Raw genomic sequence first — 15,918 nt, 5'->3', positions numbered from 1 at the left:
ATCGGTCCCGATCCTACGCGGAGTAGGAGGAAACGCGGACGAATTCACCGCCAAGGAGTACCGGGCCGCGAAAATGCGGTGTTAAAAGGGGGAATATGCAGTGTGCCGGTCACCGGACGGGCAGAGGGGCCCGCCGCTGGCGAGCGGCGGGCCCCTCCGGGTGTCACGACGGTCGGATCGTCCGGGCTAGCGCGGGAACAGGTCCCGGTACGCGCCCTGCGTCTGCACGTTCAGCTCGCCGACGCGGATGAGCTTCGCCGTCGCGGTCCGCGGGTCGCGGATGTCGAGCACGTCGAAGCCCTTGGCCATGTCGGAGGAGAAGATGTAGCCGTTGTAGTAGTACGCCGACCACGAGCCGCCCCCGGCGCCGTTGGGCAGCGGGCCGCGCTCGAACCAGCCGATCTCCTTCGGGTTGCGGGAGTCGGTGAAGTCCCAGATCGAGATGCCGCCCTGGTACCACGCCTGCACCATGATGTCGCGGCCCTGCACCGGGATCAGCGAACCGTTGTGCGCCACGCAGTTCTCCGTGTCGCCCTGGGTCCGGGAGATCTTGTAGTAGGAGCGGAACTCCAGCTTGCGACCGTCACCGCGACCGGTGATGTCGTAGATGCCGTCCGCGCCCCGGGTCGGGCCGATCTTCTCGTTGCAGGTCGGCGCGCCGCCGCCACCGAGCTCGTCGGTGAAGACGACCTTGGTGCCCTCGTTGTTGAAGGTGGCCGAGTGCCAGAACGCGAAGTTCACGTTGTCCTGCACGCGGCTGATCTCGCGGGGCTTCTCCCGGTCGGAGATGTCCCACAGCACGCCGTCACCCATGCAGGCGCCGGCCGCGAGGTCCTTCGACGGGTACACGGTGATGTCGTGGCAGCCCGAGGTGGCGCGGACGTAGCCCTCCTCGATCGTGCCGTCACGACCGGGGTTGCCGCCGTCCGGGAACAGCACGGTCTCGCTCAGCAGCGACGCCGACGCCGGGTCCTTCAGCGGCACCTTGACGATGGAGATCAGGTCGTGCGGCGGCTGGCAGTCCGGGAAGGTCGCGTTCGGGCCGTACGACGAGACGTACAGGTACGCGTTCTTGCCCTTCTTGTCCGGCACCAGCGTGTGCGTGTGCGAACCGCACTTGGTCTCGACCGCGGCGACGTACTTCGGGTTCTTCTTGTCGCTGATGTCGAAGATCTTGATGCCCTCCCACGCGTCCTTGTTGGTCGCGGAGAGCGGCGTGCTGGCGCAGGAGTTGTCGCTGCGCGAGGAGTCCGTGGACAGGAAGAGCAGGTTGTCCTTGACCGAGATGTCGTTCTGCGAACCCGGGCACCAGACCGAGCTCACGATGGACGGCTTGTGCGGGTTGCGCACGTCGTAGATGACGAAGCCGTCGTAGTTGCCGTCGAACGCGTAGCCGTTCTGGAACGCCAGGTCCGACCACGTCGACGACGCGGTGAACGGGGCCGGCTTCGGCAGGTTCGCCAGGTGCTTGACGTTGCGGCTGTTGCGGATCTCGTCGACGCCGGGGATGCCGGCGGCCGGCTGCTCCTGGCTCGACAGCTGCGTCTCGGACAGCCCGGCCAGGTCGGCGTCGTCCGGCGCCGCCGTCGCCTGCGGCGCCCAGGCCACGACCGACAGGCTGAGCGCGAAGGCGCCCAAGACCGCGCCCGGCGTTCTGCGCCGGCGGGTCGAATCGCGTGCTTCCACTTCCAGGTTCCCCTTCCAGCCCACTGCAGGGCCCGCAGTATCACCCGTTCGCAAGGCTAAGGACCAGACCCGATCGTCGGATTTTTCTCCACTTCCGGCAGGTGGAACGTCCGGGTACGTTGACGGCCGACTTGAGTTGTAGGGGGTAGTGGGATGCGGATCGTGTTCGTCGCGGTGTTGGTGGCCGTCCTCGCGGGCTGCACGTCCCAGTCGGACGACCAGCCTCCGATCATCGCGCCGCAGGGGCCCGGCGAGCAAGCGAAAACGTTGGCGCCGGAGGACTTCGGCACCGATCGCTGGATCGCGCCGAGCCAGGCGGACCTGGAATACGTGGCCCGCATGATCGTCCACCACCGACAGGCGCTGGAGATGACCGCGCTGGCGCCGGAACGCGCGCAGGACGAGACCGTGCGCGGCCTGGCGTCGCGGATCCACGACACGCAGGGCCCGGAGATCGCGGCGATGGAGCAGTGGCAGCGGCAGTACGCGGAGAGCGCGCCGGCGCACGGCCACGACGGCGAGCTGCCCGAGGTCGACCACGCGTCCATGCCCGGCATGGCCACCGACGAGCAGATGGCCGCGCTGAAAGCGGCCCGGGGCGCCGACTTCGACCGGCTCTTCCTGCGGCTGATGATCGCCCACCACGAGGGCGCGGTGCAGATGGCCGTCCAGGTGCTGTCCACCGGGCGTGACGTGCGCGTCGAGGAGATGGCCAACGACGTGTCCGTGTCGCAGACCGACGAGATCGACCGGATGAAGGCGATCACCATCCCCTGACCTCCCCCAACGCGTGAGTCGAACGCCCAGGTCCCGAGAGTCCTACGTTCAGGACCCCTGAGTTCAACGCTCAGGAACACCCCTGAGGGTGGATCGGGGTGGTCTACGGGAAGATCAACCGACCGGTTGATGCGAGGTGTGGCCCGCCGTGTGATCCGCCGGGCCGCCGCCGCGACGACGCTGGTGGCATGGCAATCATCGAGGTGGTCGACCTCGTCAAGACCTACGACCGGACGGTCGCGGTGGACGGCGTCTCGTTCACCGTCGACGAGGGGGAGATCTTCGGCATCCTCGGCCCGAACGGGGCCGGGAAGACGACGACGGTCGAGTGCGTGGAAGGGCTGCGCGCCCCGGACGGAGGCACGATCCGCGTCGACGGCCTGGACCCGCGGCGCGACCGGGCGGAGCTGCGCACCCGGCTGGGCGTGCAGTTGCAGCAGAGCGAGCTGCCCGACCGCATCCGGGTCGGCGAGGCGCTGGACCTGTACGCGTCGTTCTACCGCGACCCGGCCGACTGGCGGGAGCTGCTGGCACGCCTGGGCCTGGCCGATCGGGCCAGGACCGAGTACCGCAAGCTGTCCGGCGGCCAGAAGCAACGCGTCTCCATCGCGCTGGCGCTGATCGGCAAGCCCAAGGTCGCCGTGCTCGACGAGCTCACCACGGGCCTGGACCCGCAGGCGCGCCGCGACACGTGGAGCCTGGTCGAGCAGATCCGCGACGCCGGCGTCACGGTCGTGCTGGTCACCCACTTCATGGAGGAGGCCGAGCGGCTGTGCGACCGGATCGCCCTGATCGACGCGGGCAAGGTGGTCGCGGTCGACACCCCGGCCGGACTCGTGTCCCGGGTGGACGGTGAGCAGCGGGTCCGGTTCCGGCCCTCGGCGCCGCTCGACGTGGACCTGCTCACCGACCTGCCCGAGGTCTCGCAGGTCGAGCGGCACGGCCCGCAGCTCGTCGTGACCGGCACCGGCAACCTGCTGCACGCCGTCACGTCGGTCCTCGCCCGCAACCAGATCGTCGCCGCCGACCTGCGCATCGAGCAGGCCGGCCTGGACGACGCCTTCATCCGCCTCACCGGCCGCAAGCTCTCGGAGTAGCAGCATGCTGAAGATCGTCAACACCGAGTGGAAGCTGTTCCTGCGCGAGCCGAGCATGGTCGTGTTCGCCATCTTCTTCCCGACCATCCTGCTCCTGGTGCTCGGCGCCATCCCGGCGCTGCGCACCCCCGACCCGAACTTCGACGGCGTCCGGTTCATCGACGCCTACGTGGGCACGCTGGTGGTGATCGCGCTGGCGTTCCTGGGGCTGAACAAGCTGCCGTCCACGGTCGCCACCTACCGCGAGAAGGGCGTCCTGCGCCGCTTCTCCACCACCCCGGTCCACCCGGCGCGCCTGCTCGTGGCGCAGGTGCTGGTCAACGTGATCGCGGGGGTGATCTCGATCGTGCTGCTCATGGTCGTGTGCCGGGCGGTGTTCGACATCGACCTGCCGCACCACCCGCTCGGGTTCCTGGCGACGTGCCTGCTGGGCATGCTGTCGCTGTCGGCCCTGGGGCTGCTGGTCGCGGCCTGGGCGCCGAACGCGCGGGCCGCCGGCGGGTGGGCGACGGTGGTGTTCATGCTGGTCATGTTCTTCGGCGGCGCGTACCTGCCCCGGTTCCTGATGCCGGAGTTCCTGATCCGCGTCGGCGAGTACCTGCCGCCGGGCGTGGGCGCGTTGCAGGAGTCGTGGCTGGGCGGCGCGCCGGACCCGGTGCAGCTGGGAATCCTCGCCCTCATCACGCTGGCGGCGGGTACGGTCGCGGCAAAGTCGTTCCGCTGGGAGTAGGTGCGCGCGTGAGGGACGATCTCGACGTCTGGGAGAAGCGCCTCGACGCCGTCGGGCACGCCATCCCGTACTTCGTCCTGGTCCTGCCGACGGTCGTCTACCTGGCGACGGGCACCGACCCGTGGCAGGCCGAGGTGGTCAACGTCGCCATCGCGGCGGTCACCGGCCTGTGGATGCTGTGGTGGTTCACCCTGCACCCGGGCTGGCGGTCCCGGACCGGGCTGATGGCGGTGTTCTTCGTCGGCGTCCTGGTCGCGTACGCGGTGCTGGGGCTGCGCGACCCGATCTTCGGGTTCTTCTCCTTCGCCGGGTACGTCTACGCCATCGAGGTGCTGCGGGGCCGCTGGAAGTTCGTGGGCGTGGTCGTCAACGGCGTGCTGGCGGCCACCTCCCTGCACGGCGGTTTCCCGCCGGCCGAGTGGGGCGCGATCGTGATCTACCTGGTCATCGTGCTGGTGATCGTGACGATCGCCTGCACGTTCACCATGCTGGGCCACATCACCAGCGAGCAGTCGCGGCGGCGCAAGGAGATGGTCGCCGACATGGCGGCCATGATGGAGGAGAACGCGGGCCTGCACGCCCAGCTGCTGATCCAGGCTCGGGAGGCGGGCGTGCTCGACGAGCGGCAGCGGTTGGCGCGGGAGATCCACGACACCCTCGCCCAGGGCTTCACCGGCATCATCACGCAGCTCCAGGCGGACGAGAACCCGCCGCGGCACGTCGAGACGGCGTTGCGGCTGGCGCGGGAGAACCTGGCCGAGGCCCGCCGCTCGGTGCACGCCCTGCGCCCGCCCGCGCTGGTCGACGCGAACCTGCCGGACGCGTTGGCCGAGGTCACGGCCGGGTGGACGGACCAGACCGGGGTGGCCGCGTCGATCAGCACGACGGGTGCGGCGCGCGCTCTGCACCCCGAGGTGGAGGTGACGCTGCTGCGTGCCGCGCAGGAGGCGTTGTCGAACGTCGCCAAGCACGCGCGCGCTTCGCGGGTCGGGTTGACGCTGTCGTACATGGAGGACGTGGTGACGCTGGACGTGCGCGACGACGGCACGGGCTTCGACCCGGGGGCGCGGACGGACGGGTTCGGGCTGGTCGGCATGCGCGAGCGGGTGTCCCGCCTGGCAGGCGCGCTGGTCGTGGAGTCCGAGCCGGGCGGCGGCACGGCGGTGTCCGCGTCGGTGCCCGCGATCCCGGCCGAGGTGGCCCGGTGATCCGGGTGGTGATCGTGGACGACCACCCCGTGGTGCGCGACGGGCTGCGCGGGATGCTCGCGAGCGCCGGGGACGTCGACGTGGTGGGCGAGGCGGCGGACGGCGGCGAGGCGGTCGCGGTCGTGCGGGCGCTGCGGCCGGACGTCGTGCTGATGGACCTGCGGATGCCCGGCGTGGACGGCGTCACGGCCATCGAGCGGCTGCGCGGTTGCCCGACCCGGGTGCTGGTGCTGACCACGTACGACACGGACAGTGACGTGCTGCCCGCGATCAAGGCCGGGGCGACGGGGTACCTGCTCAAGGACACCCCGCGTGACGAGCTGTTCCGGGCGGTGCGGTCGGCGGCCAGGGGAGAGGCGGTGCTGTCACCGTCCGTGGCGACGCGGTTGGTGGGTCAGGTGCGGCAGCCCGCGGCGGAGCCGTTGAGCGACCGGGAGGTGGAGGTGCTGGGGCTGATCGCGCGCGGCTGCACGAACCGCGAGGCGGCGGCGAAGCTCTTCATCAGCGAGGCGACGGTGAAGACGCACTTGGTGCACGTCTACGCCAAGCTGGGGGTGAAGGACCGCGCCGCCGCCGTCGCGGTGGCCTACGAGCGGGGGTTGCTGGGCGCCTGACCGCCGGCCAGGTACGCGCGCCAGTCGCCGAGCGCGGTGATGTCGGTCAGCTCGGGGCTGTCCAGGTACGCGTGGCGCAGCACGGTCGCCAACGCGGCGCTGCCGTCCTCCAGCTCGACCACGCCGAGCTCCAGCTGGGGCGGTTCGGCGGGCAGCAGGTGGTCGCGGAGCACGGTCAGCGGCACGTCGTACAGCTCGCCGACCACCCGGCCCGAGCCGGAGGCGTGCATCGCGGGGAACCGGTCGCCCACCGAGAAGTAGCGGTACCCGGGCGTGCTACGGGCGGCACGCAGCAAGGGAGTCCCCCGCAACTGGTGGTGCAGCGGGCCGCCGCGCATGCCGCCGCCGTTCAGGAAGAGCAACGCCATCGGGTGCCTCCTTGCGGATCGGGACGTCGGTCCGGGACAGGGGCAGGCAGCCTCGGTGACGCCGTCGGACGCAGGGAACCTGTCCACAGTGGCGAAGACCGGTCGGGCATCGCACACCGTGACGTGGTACCCGAGGAACTTCCCTTGTCGAGCCACTGCCGAGGCGTGGTCGACGGCGCCGAACACCAGCAGTCGCGGGGCCGTTCCCAGGACTCCACAAGGCAGTTGTCCACAACTTGCGAAGACGTGGGTGCGGTGGCCGGGAATTCCACCCAACCTGTGCCCATGGCCAACCACCTCGTCAACACCACCGGACGCCCCTCCACCGCCGCCTCCAGCGTGGCCCGGACCTCGGGGGTGGCGAGCTGGACGAAGATTTCCAACTCGCCGCCGCAGGTGAGACCGACCGCGAACGCGTCCTCGGTCGAGCACCCGAACCGCGCGAGCCGCGGCTTGCCCGTGGCCGGCACCTCCAGGGCCAGCTCGTACACCGCGCCCTCGACGCACCCGCCCGACACACCGCCCACGACTCACCCGTCCGGGTGGACGGCCAGTGCCGCGCCCACCGGTCGGGGCGCGCTGCCGCGCGCCGACACGACGGAGGCGACGGCGAACGGCCCGGTCCACCCCGGCACCGAAGCGGCCAACTCGCGCACGACACCCTCCCTAGCGCAGGACGGCGGTGAACCCCTCGACCCCGAAGTACAGGACGAACAGCACCGCGATCACGGTCATCAGCCAGCCGACCGAGCGCCACTGGCCCTTGCAGGTCTTGATCACCACGTAGGCGACGAGCCCGGCGCCGATGCCGTTGGTGATCGAGTAGGTGAACGGGATCACCGCGGCCGTGAGGAACACGGGGATCGCGTAGTCGGCGTCCTCCCAGGGGATGCGCCGGCACTGTGCCATCATCAGCCCGCCGATCACCACGAGTGCCGGTGCGGCGGCCTGCGCGGGCACGACCGCCGCGAGCGGGGTGAACAGCAGCGTGGCGGTGAGCATCACCCCGGTGACCACGCTGGCCGGACCGGTCCGGGCGCCTTCGCCGACGCCCGCGGCCGATTCGAGGAACACCGTGTTGGGCGACGACCCCGTGACGCCGCCCGCGACCGCGCCGAACCCGTCGACCAGCAGGATCCGGCCCATGCCGGGCACCTTGCCGTCCCGGGTGAGGCCGGCCTCGTCGGCCACCGACGTGATGGTGCCCATGGCGTCGAAGAACCCCGAGAGCACCAGCGTGAACAGGAAGACCGTCGCGGTGATCGCGCCCGCCGAGGCGAACCCGCCGACCAGGTCCACCTCGCCGAACAGCCCGAAGTCGGGCGCGGCCACCACCGAGTCCGGCACGTCGGGCGTCACCAGGCCCCAGCCGGACACGGCGAACACCGCGTTCACGACCACGGCCAGTGCGGTGGCCACCGCGATGCTGATGAGCACCGCGCCGGGCACGCCCCGGGTCATCAGCACGATCATGAGCAGCAGCCCGACGCAGAACACCGCGATCGGCCAGCCGGTCAGGTGCCCGTCCAAGCCCATCCGGACCGGCACGGTGGAGCCTGCCGCATCCGGCGTCCGCGTCACGAACCCGGCGCTGACCAGCCCGACCAGCGCGATGTAGAGGCCGATGCCGATGGTGATGGCCGTCTTCAGCGGCCCGGGGATGGCGTTGATGATCCGCTTCCGCACGCCGGAAGCGGCCAGCACGACGATGCACAGACCTTCGAGCACCACGAGGCCGAACGCCTGCGCCCAGGTCATGGCCGGCGCGAGCTGGAACGCGACCACGCCGTTCACGCCCAGGCCCGCGGCCAGCGCCAGCGGCGCGTTGCCCACGACGCCCATCAGGACCGTCATCACGCCGGCGGCCAGCGCGGTCGCCGTGGTGACCTGGTCGACGGTGAGGCGCGCGCCGGTGATGTCGGCCGAGGCGCCCAGGATCAGCGGGTTGAGCAATACGATGTAGGACATCGCCACGAAGGTGGTGATACCGCCGCGCACCTCCCGGCCGATGGTGCTGCCGCGTTCGCTGACGCGGAAGAACCGGTCGAGTCGTGTCGTCCGCGTGGGGATGTCATCCCTGAGCCGGGTCATGACGTTTTTCCCATGCCGGTGGGCGCGTTCGGCGGGGCGAAGCCGGCAAGCACGGCCCCGCCGAACGCGTGTGGATCGGTGTGCTCGGTGCTCCGGTCGGCACCCGCGGCCCAGGGCCGCTCCGGTGTGCGCCGCCTGCTCGGGGCCCGCCTGCTCGAGCGCTGCTTCCCGGGCGTGGTCCGGCTAGTAGTCGACGCGGTCGGTCCGCGACAGCCACGCGGCGAACGGCGCGGTGTCCTCGCCCGTGGAGATCTGGTGCACCGGCAGGCTCCACGTCTCGCGGGGCCGGCCGAACAGCTCGTGGAACTCGCGGTCGTCGAACCCGGCCGCGGCGGCGTCGTGCCGGTCGGCGGCGTAGACGACCCGGTCCACCCGCGCCCACAGCGCGGCGGACAGGCACAGCGGGCACGGCTCGCACGACGACACCAGCACGCAGCCGGTGAGCCGGAAGTCCCCGATGGCCCGGCACGCCGCCCGGATGGCGACGACCTCGGCGTGCGCGGTGGGGTCGAGCGTCGGGGTGACCTGGTTGGTTCCGGTGGCGACCACTTCGCCGGCGCGGACGACCACGGCGCCGAACGGGCCGCCGCCGTCGGCGACGTTGCGGGTGGCCAGCTCGATCGACTCGCGCAGCCAGGCGTGGTCGGGGGACACGGACGTGGTCATGGGGTGCTCCTCGGGGCGTGCGCGAACGCGCCGCGGCAGCCGCGGCGGCTGCGACGTGCGGGACGGGGACGGGTGCGGGGATCAGGTGCCGGTGATGTGCTCCGGTCGCACGGGCACGCGGGTCAGGGCGAGGCCGGTGGCGGCGCGGATGGCCGCGACGATGGCCGGCGTGGACGAGATGGTGGGCGGCTCGCCGACGCCCCGCACGCCGTAGGGCGCGTTCGGGTCGGCGAGCTCCAGCACGTCGATGCTCATCGGCGGCATGTCGAGCACGGTCGGGATGAGGTAGTCGGTGAACGACGGGTTGCGCACCTTGCCGCCCTCGACCTGGATCTCCTCCATCACGGCGAGCCCGAGGCCCTGCGCCGACCCGCCCTGGATCTGACCGAGCACGGCCTGCGGGTTGAGCGCCTTGCCCACGTCCTGCGCGCAGTCCAGCTCGACCACCTTGACCAGGCCCAGCTCCACGTCCACGTCCACCACGGCGCGGTGGGCCGCGAACCCGTACTGGACGTGGGCGTTGCCCTGCCCGGTCTCCGGGTCGATGGGCTCGGTGGCGCGGTGCCGCCACTCCACGGTCTCGTCGATCACGTCGTCGCCCAGCAGCCCGGCCAGGTCCACGTCGGCCGGGTCGCGACCGCCGGCGAGCTTGGTCAGCTTCTCCCGCACGGCGGCGCACGCGGCCTTCACCGCGCCGCCGGTGACGTAGGTCTGGCGGGACGCGGACGTGGAGCCGCCGTTGCCGATGCTGGTGTCCATCGGCAGGATCGTGACCCGCTCCACGCCCAGCTCGGTGCGCACGATCTGCTGCATGATCGTCACCAGGCCCTGGCCGACCTCGGCCGCCGCCGTGTGCGCCAGCGCGGCCGGCTCGCCGTTGATCACCTGCAACCGGACGCGTGCGGTCGAGTAGTCGTCGTAGCCCTCGGAGAAGCAGATGTTCTTGATGCCCACGGCGTAGCCGACACCGCGCACCACGCCTTCGCCGTGCGTGGTGTTGGAGACGCCGCCGGGCATGTCCCGCAGGTCGACCGCGGTCGCCAGGGGCGGCATAGGCTTGTCCCGCACCAGCTTCAGCAGCTGCGCGACGGGCGCGGCGGAGTCGACCACCTGGCCGGTCGGCATGACCGAGCCCTCGCTCATCGCGTTGACGATCCGCACGTCGACCGGGTCCATGCCCAGCGCCTCGGCCAGCTTGTCCATCTGCGACTCGTAGGCGAACCCGGCCTGCACCGCGCCGAAACCGCGCATCGCGCCGCACGGCGGGTTGTTCGTGTAGACGCCCCAGCAGTCGACGGTCACGTTGTCCACGTCGTAGGGGCCGACGCCGAGGGTGGCCGCGTTCGCCACCACCGCGGACGTGCTGGAGGCGTACGCGCCGCCGTCGAGGTGGATTCGCGCCTTGACGTACACGAGCTTGCCGGTGCGGTCCGCGCCGTGCTCGTAGTGCAGCACCGCGGGGTGCCGGTGCACGTGGCCGTAGAACGACTCCTCGCGGTTGTAGACCATCTTGGTGGGCTTGCCCGTGTGCAGCGCCAGCAGGCATGCGTGCACCTGCATGGACAGGTCCTCGCGCCCACCGAACGCGCCGCCGACGCCGGACAGCGTCAGCCGCACCTTCTCCAGCGGCAGGCCCAGGGCCGCCGCGACCTGGCTCTGGTCGACGTGCAGCCACTGGGTGGCGACGTAGAGGTCGACGCCGCCGTCCTCGGCGGGCACGGCCAGCCCGGACTCGGGGCCGAGGAACGCCTGGTCCTGCATGCCGACCTCGTACCGCCCGGTGACGACGACCTCGGCTCGCGCGTGCTGGTCGCCCCGCCGCACGGGCACGTGGCGCACGAGGTTGCCGCCGGGGTGCAGCGGCGTGGCGTCCACCGCCGTCTCCATGTCGACGACGGGGGTGAGCACCTCGTACTCGACCTTGATGCGCTTCATGGCGCGCTGCGCGGTCTCGGGGTGGTCCGCGCCGACCAGGGCAACCGGTTCGCCCTGGTAGCGCACGACGTCCTCGGCGAGGACGGGTTGGTCCTTGTGCTCCAGGCCGTACCGGTTCTGCCCGGGCACGTCCTGGTGTGTGAGCACGGCGTACACCCCGGGCACCTGCAAAGCCTCGGTCAGGTCGACAGAGGTGATCCGCGCGTACGGGTGCGGGCTGCGCAGGGTTGCGCCCCAGATCATGTCCTCGTGCCACAGGTCCGAGGCGTAGGCGAACTCGCCGCGGACCTTGAGGTTCCCGTCGGGCCGCTGCGCGTTGGAACCGATGCCACCGGCCACGGCGGAGGTCAGTTCGGCGGGGGTGAGGCTCATCGCGTCCCCTTCAATCGCTCGGCGGCGGCGCGCAGGTCGCGCGCGAGGTCGGTTTCGGAAGCGGTGCGCAGCTCGCCGTCGTCCACCACGGTCCGGCCGCCCACCAGCAGGAGCTTGAGCTTCGGCCGCGGACCGAGGACCAGGGCGGCCACCGGGTCGTCGATGCCCGCGTGGTCGAGGCCGTCGAGCCGCCACACGGCCAGGTCGGCGAGCTTGCCCGGCTCGATCGAGCCGATCTCGGCGTCGCGGCCGAGGCAGCGCGCACCGCCCATCGTGCCCAGCCACAGCGCCTGCCGGACGTCCAGCGCCTTGGGCCCGCCGCGTTGCCTGGCCTGCAACAGGGCCTGGTGCAGCTCTTCGACCATCCCACCGGACTCGTTGGACGCCGCGCCGTCCACGCCGAGGCCGACCGGCGCGCCCGCGTCGAGCAGGTCGCGCACCGGGGCGATGCCGGTGCCCAGCCGGCCGTTCGAGGTGGGGCAGTGCGCGCTGCCGGTGCCGGTCGCGCCCAGCCGCTTCACCGCGTCGGGTGACAGGTGCACGGTGTGCGCGAGCCACACGTCGTCGCCGAGCCAGCCGAGGCGTTCGGCGTACTCGGTGGGCGTGCAGCCGTACTCGGCCTGGCACTGGTCCTCCTCGTCGACCGTCTCGGCGAGGTGGGTGTGCAGCCGGACGCCCTCGGCGCGGGCCAGGTCCGCCGCGCCGGTCATCAGCTCGGCGCTGACCGAGAACGGCGAGCACGGCCCGACGGCCACCCGGACCAGCGCGTCCGGGCCGGTGTCGTGGTGGTCGGCGATGGCCTGTTCGGTGGCCAGGAGCGCGGCTTCGGTGTCCTCGACCAGGTTGTCCGGCGGGAGGCCGCCGTGCGACCGGCCGCGGTCCATCGAGCCGCGGATGGCGTGCAGGCGGACGCCGATGCGCCGGCCGGCCTCGACCAGGGCGGCGAACTGGTCGCCTCCCTCGCGGGGGTGGACGTAGTGGTGGTCGGCGGCCGTCGTGCACCCGGTGGTCGCGAGCTTCGCCAGCCCGGCGGAGGCCGCCGCGTGCGTGATGCCGGCGTCCAGGCCGCGCCACACCGGGTAGAGCGTGGTCAGCCACTCGAACAGCGTGGCGTCCTGCGCGATGCCCCGGGTGGCCCACTGGTAGAGGTGGTGGTGGGTGTTGACCAGACCGGGCGTGACCAGGCAGCCGCTGCCGTCGACCCACGTGTGGGGGCCGGTCGGCTTGGGCGCCTGGCCGGGCCCGACGGCCGTGATCCGGCCGTTCTCGATGACGACGTGGCCGAACGCGTGCTCGGTGCCCGCGGCGTCCACCGTGGCCACCGCGACGCCGTCGAGGATGGTCGGCGTCATCGGGTCGCGCCCTCCGGGTCCGCCTTGCGGGTCGCCGCCAGGCGCACGGCGTCGAGGATCTTCTCGTACCCCGTGCAGCGGCACAGGTTCCCGGCCAGGGCCTCCCGGATCTCCGGGTCGCTCGGCCGCGGCACCCGGTCGAGCAGGTCGTGCGCGGCGACCACGAGACCGGGGGTGCAGAAACCGCACTGCACCGCGCCCGCCTCCACGAACGCCTCCTGGACGGGGTCGAGCCGGTCGCCGTCGGCCAACCCCTCCACCGTCCGAACCTCGCGGTCCTGCACCTGGCCCGCGGCCACCAGGCAGGAGCACACCGGCGTGTTGTCCAGGTACACCGTGCACGAGCCGCACTCGCCCTGCTCGCAGGCGTTCTTCGAACCGGGCAGACCGAGCCGCTCGCGCAGCAGGAACAGCAGGCTCTCGCCCTCCCACACGTCGTCGGCCTGCCTCGGCTCGCCGTTCACCGTCACGTTCACGCGCATGGTCAGGCCACCTTCTCGGAGTAGTCGCGCCAGGCCCAGTCGAGCGTGCGGCGGGCCAGCACGGAGAGGGCGTGCTTGCGGTACGCGGCCGAGCCGCGCACGTCGTCGATGGGGCTCGCGGCCTGCGCCACGAGGTCGCCGAAGCGCCGCTTCACCGAGTCGAGCAGCGGTTTCGGCGACTCCCACTGGTTGGCGGAGGTCAGTTCGGCGGACAGGAACTCCTCGGCGGCCGTCGCACGGCGCGGCGTGGGCGCGGCACTGCCGACCGCCGCCCCGACCCGCTGCCGCTCGGGGTGCAGGGCGACGGCGAACGAGCACACCGCGATGACCATGGCGTTGCGCGTGCCGACCTTCGCGAACTGCTGCGGCGCCCGCGTGGCCGGCACGCGGACCGCCGTGATCAGCTCGTCCGGCTCCAAAGCGTTGCGCTTGACGCCCAGGTAGAACCCGGTGGCCGGGATGAGCCGAGTGCCCCTGGTCGAGGCGACCTCCACGGTGGCGTCCGCGGCGAGCAGCACGGGGTGCGTGTCACCGGCGGGGGAGGCGGCGCCCAGGTTGCCGCCGACCGTGCCGCGGTTGCGGATCTGCGGCGAGCCGACCGTGCGGGACGCCATCGCCAGCCCGGGCAGGCGCTCGCCCAACTCGTCGATGATCCGGCTGTAGGGGACGCCGGAGCCGATGCGCACCACGTCGTCGTCGAGGTCCGAGGCGCGCAGCTCGGCGATCCGGGTCAGGTCGAGCAGGGCGGGCGGGCGGCGGTGGTCGAAGTTCAGCTCCACCATCACGTCCGTGCCGCCGGCGATGGGCACCGCGTCCGGGCGCTGCGCCTTCAGGGCCAGCGCCTCGGCGAGGGTGTCAGGGCGGAGGAAATCCATCGGCTACCTCGGTGGGTGGGGTGCGCGGTGTGTGAGCCAGTACACAGACCGGGGACGGTGATCGGCTACGGCGGGGCGCATGAATCCCAGGCTCCTACGGCGAGGGGATTTGTGCTTTCCTACAAACACGATCGGACGAAGGTAAACCGCCGAGATGACGTCGAGGAGGCGCCCGTGTTGCTGGTTCGGAGCCTGCTCGGGATGCCGGAACTCCGCCTCCGCCTGGTGAGCGGCGCCGACTCGATTGACAGGCCCGTGACCAGGCTCTACGGCACCGAATTGCCGGATCCGGCCCGTTACCTCTCGGGTGGGGAGCTGGTGCTTTCCGGGCTGTTGTGGCACCGGACCGCCGCCGATTGTGAAAAGTTTGTCGCGTCCTTGGCGGCGGCCGGGGTCGCCGCGTTGGCGGCCAGCCCACCGGATGCCGGGGAATTGCCCGCGGCGCTGGTCGAGGCGTGCGAACGGCACGGCGTGCCGCTGTTGGAGGTCCCGGTCGACCTGTCGTTCGCGGCCATCACCGAACGGGTGGTGCTGGAGCTGGCGGCCGAACGGGTGGGCGACGCCGGCGTGCTCCTGGGCCGGCACCGGCGGCTGCTGACCGTGGTCGCCGACGGCGGTGGGCTGTCCGAGCTGGTGGCGGCGGGCGCGGGCGAGCTGGGCGCGCCCTGCTGGGTGCTGTCGTGCACGGGCCACGTCGTCGCCGGGCCGGAGCTGCCGGAGGCGGCGGCGTTCGTGCGGGAGTTCCTGCTGGCCGACCGGCTGCCCAAGGTCGTGCGCGGGACGACGTTGCTGCCGGTGTCCGCGCGCGGCGGGTCGCGGCTGACCTCGTGGATCCTTCTGGTGTCCGGCGACCGCACGCACGACGAGGTGGCCGCCGAGCTGGCCAGCCTCGTCGGCGTGGAGCGGGCGCGCGTGGTGCAGGGCAGGGAGATCGAGAACCGCGCGGCCGGGCCGTTGCTGCGGCAGGTGTTCGCCGGTGGCGACGTCGCCGCGCGGATCGCGGCGGTCGGGTGGGACGCCGACGCGCCGCTGCGGGTGCTGGCCGCGTCGGTGTCGGACGGGCCGGCCGAGCAGGCCGTCGCGCTCGTGGAGGAGGTGCTGGCGTCGGTCACGTCGACGTTCCTGGTGGCCGCCGCGGGCGCGGAGGTGTACGCGCTGGCGCCGTCCGGGGCGTGGACCGACGGGGTGCGGTCGGCCTTGCGGGCGCTGGAACCGGGGTTGCGCTCGACCAGGGTGCTGGTCGGCATCTCCTCACCGGCCGGGCACACGGGGCTGCGCGGCGCTGCGGAGGAGGCGTCGCACGCCCGGCGGCTGGGTGAGCGGCGGACCGGCCGCACGTGCGTGGTGGCGGGGGAGGAGATCGCCCTGCACCAACTGCTGCTGGCCGGCGTGCCGGAGGAGCTGCGCCGCTCCCTGCGCCGCCGGCTGCTCGGCCCGGTGCTGGACTACGACGCCGAGCACGGCTCGGACCTGGTGGGCACGCTGCGGGTGTTCCTGGACTGCTCGGGCTCGTGGACCACGGCCGCGGCGCGCCTGCACGTCCACGTGAACACCCTGCGGTACCGGGTGGGCCGGGTCGAGGACCTGCTGGGCGTGGACCTGTCGGACTTCGCCGAACGGGTGGACCTGTACCTGGCGCTGCAAGCCGGCTGAACCGGCCGGAAG

Annotated in this window: 14 protein-coding genes and 1 pseudogene; 6 read left to right on the top strand and 9 right to left on the bottom strand. The window is 72.1% G+C overall.

Annotated elements, in window-relative coordinates:
* Nucleotides 1-186: 186 nt before the first annotated feature.
* Nucleotides 187-1,617 carry an LVIVD repeat-containing protein gene (locus tag ACIQMJ_RS37280; protein ID WP_499765786.1) on the bottom strand — a complete coding sequence of 477 codons (1,431 nt, stop codon included), beginning with the start codon at nt 1,615-1,617 and terminating at the stop codon, nt 187-189.
* Nucleotides 1,618-1,839: 222 nt separating this feature from the next.
* Between ACIQMJ_RS37280 and ACIQMJ_RS37275 the strand changes: the two genes are divergently transcribed.
* The 5 genes from ACIQMJ_RS37275 (at nt 1,840) to ACIQMJ_RS37255 (ending at nt 6,112) form a co-directional block, all read left to right on the top strand.
* Complete coding sequence (locus ACIQMJ_RS37275; protein ID WP_499765724.1) at nt 1,840-2,463, top strand: DUF305 domain-containing protein; 624 nt, start codon at nt 1,840-1,842, stop codon at nt 2,461-2,463.
* A 188-nt stretch (nt 2,464-2,651) separates the two neighbouring features.
* The gene (locus ACIQMJ_RS37270) at nt 2,652-3,560 is read left to right on the top strand and encodes an ABC transporter ATP-binding protein (protein ID WP_499765723.1); all 909 of its coding nucleotides are present in this window, start codon (nt 2,652-2,654) and stop codon (nt 3,558-3,560) included.
* A 4-nt stretch (nt 3,561-3,564) separates the two neighbouring features.
* Nucleotides 3,565-4,290: an ABC transporter permease gene (locus ACIQMJ_RS37265; protein ID WP_499765722.1), complete on the top strand. Its 726-nt coding sequence runs from the start codon at nt 3,565-3,567 to the stop codon at nt 4,288-4,290.
* 8 nt (nt 4,291-4,298) lie between these two features.
* Complete coding sequence (locus ACIQMJ_RS37260; protein ID WP_499765721.1) at nt 4,299-5,498, top strand: sensor histidine kinase; 1,200 nt, start codon at nt 4,299-4,301, stop codon at nt 5,496-5,498.
* Nucleotides 5,495-6,112 carry a response regulator gene (locus tag ACIQMJ_RS37255; RefSeq protein WP_499765720.1) on the top strand — a complete coding sequence of 206 codons (618 nt, stop codon included), beginning with the start codon at nt 5,495-5,497 and terminating at the stop codon, nt 6,110-6,112. The genes ACIQMJ_RS37260 and ACIQMJ_RS37255 overlap by 4 nt, the downstream gene beginning before the upstream one ends.
* On the opposite strand, the gene ACIQMJ_RS37250 is transcribed toward ACIQMJ_RS37255, so the two are convergent.
* The 8 genes and pseudogenes from ACIQMJ_RS37250 to ACIQMJ_RS37215 all read right to left on the bottom strand — a co-directional run bounded on the left by ACIQMJ_RS37250 (nt 6,085) and on the right by ACIQMJ_RS37215 (nt 14,253).
* Nucleotides 6,085-6,480, bottom strand: coding sequence for an allophanate hydrolase-related protein (locus tag ACIQMJ_RS37250; RefSeq protein ID WP_499765785.1), 396 nt, complete (start codon nt 6,478-6,480; stop codon nt 6,085-6,087). The two genes, ACIQMJ_RS37255 and ACIQMJ_RS37250, sit on opposite strands and share 28 nt — an antisense overlap.
* Before the next feature lie 491 nt (nt 6,481-6,971).
* Nucleotides 6,972-7,115, bottom strand: a pseudogene (locus tag ACIQMJ_RS37245) (XdhC family protein); the annotation flags it as partial.
* Between the two features lie 31 nt (nt 7,116-7,146).
* Nucleotides 7,147-8,571 carry an NCS2 family permease gene (locus ACIQMJ_RS37240; RefSeq protein ID WP_499765719.1) on the bottom strand — a complete coding sequence of 475 codons (1,425 nt, stop codon included), beginning with the start codon at nt 8,569-8,571 and terminating at the stop codon, nt 7,147-7,149.
* Between the two features lie 183 nt (nt 8,572-8,754).
* Nucleotides 8,755-9,237: a nucleoside deaminase gene (locus ACIQMJ_RS37235; protein ID WP_499765718.1), complete on the bottom strand. Its 483-nt coding sequence runs from the start codon at nt 9,235-9,237 to the stop codon at nt 8,755-8,757.
* Between the two features lie 81 nt (nt 9,238-9,318).
* On the bottom strand, nt 9,319-11,544 hold the full coding sequence (locus tag ACIQMJ_RS37230; protein WP_499765717.1) for a molybdopterin cofactor-binding domain-containing protein: 2,226 nt from the start codon (nt 11,542-11,544) through the stop codon (nt 9,319-9,321).
* On the bottom strand, nt 11,541-12,896 hold the full coding sequence (locus ACIQMJ_RS37225) for an 8-oxoguanine deaminase (RefSeq protein WP_499765716.1): 1,356 nt from the start codon (nt 12,894-12,896) through the stop codon (nt 11,541-11,543). Before ACIQMJ_RS37225 ends, ACIQMJ_RS37230 begins: the two co-directional genes overlap by 4 nt.
* A complete protein-coding gene (locus tag ACIQMJ_RS37220) occupies nt 12,893-13,378 on the bottom strand; it encodes a (2Fe-2S)-binding protein (protein WP_141982755.1) in 486 nt (161 codons plus the stop codon). The genes ACIQMJ_RS37225 and ACIQMJ_RS37220 overlap by 4 nt, the downstream gene beginning before the upstream one ends.
* A gap of 2 nt (nt 13,379-13,380) precedes the next feature.
* Nucleotides 13,381-14,253 carry an FAD binding domain-containing protein gene (locus ACIQMJ_RS37215; protein WP_499765715.1) on the bottom strand — a complete coding sequence of 291 codons (873 nt, stop codon included), beginning with the start codon at nt 14,251-14,253 and terminating at the stop codon, nt 13,381-13,383.
* Between the two features lie 174 nt (nt 14,254-14,427).
* On the opposite strand from ACIQMJ_RS37215, the gene ACIQMJ_RS37210 reads away from it, so the two are divergent.
* Complete coding sequence (locus tag ACIQMJ_RS37210; protein WP_499765714.1) at nt 14,428-15,906, top strand: PucR family transcriptional regulator; 1,479 nt, start codon at nt 14,428-14,430, stop codon at nt 15,904-15,906.
* The last annotated feature ends 12 nt before the right edge of the window (nt 15,907-15,918 follow it).

The sequence above is a fragment of the Actinosynnema sp. NPDC091369 genome (assembly GCF_044757065.1).
Lineage (GTDB): Bacteria > Actinomycetota > Actinomycetes > Mycobacteriales > Pseudonocardiaceae > Actinosynnema.
The sequence above is the reverse complement of the archived record's forward strand: the minus strand, read 5'-3'. Positions and strand labels throughout refer to the sequence as shown.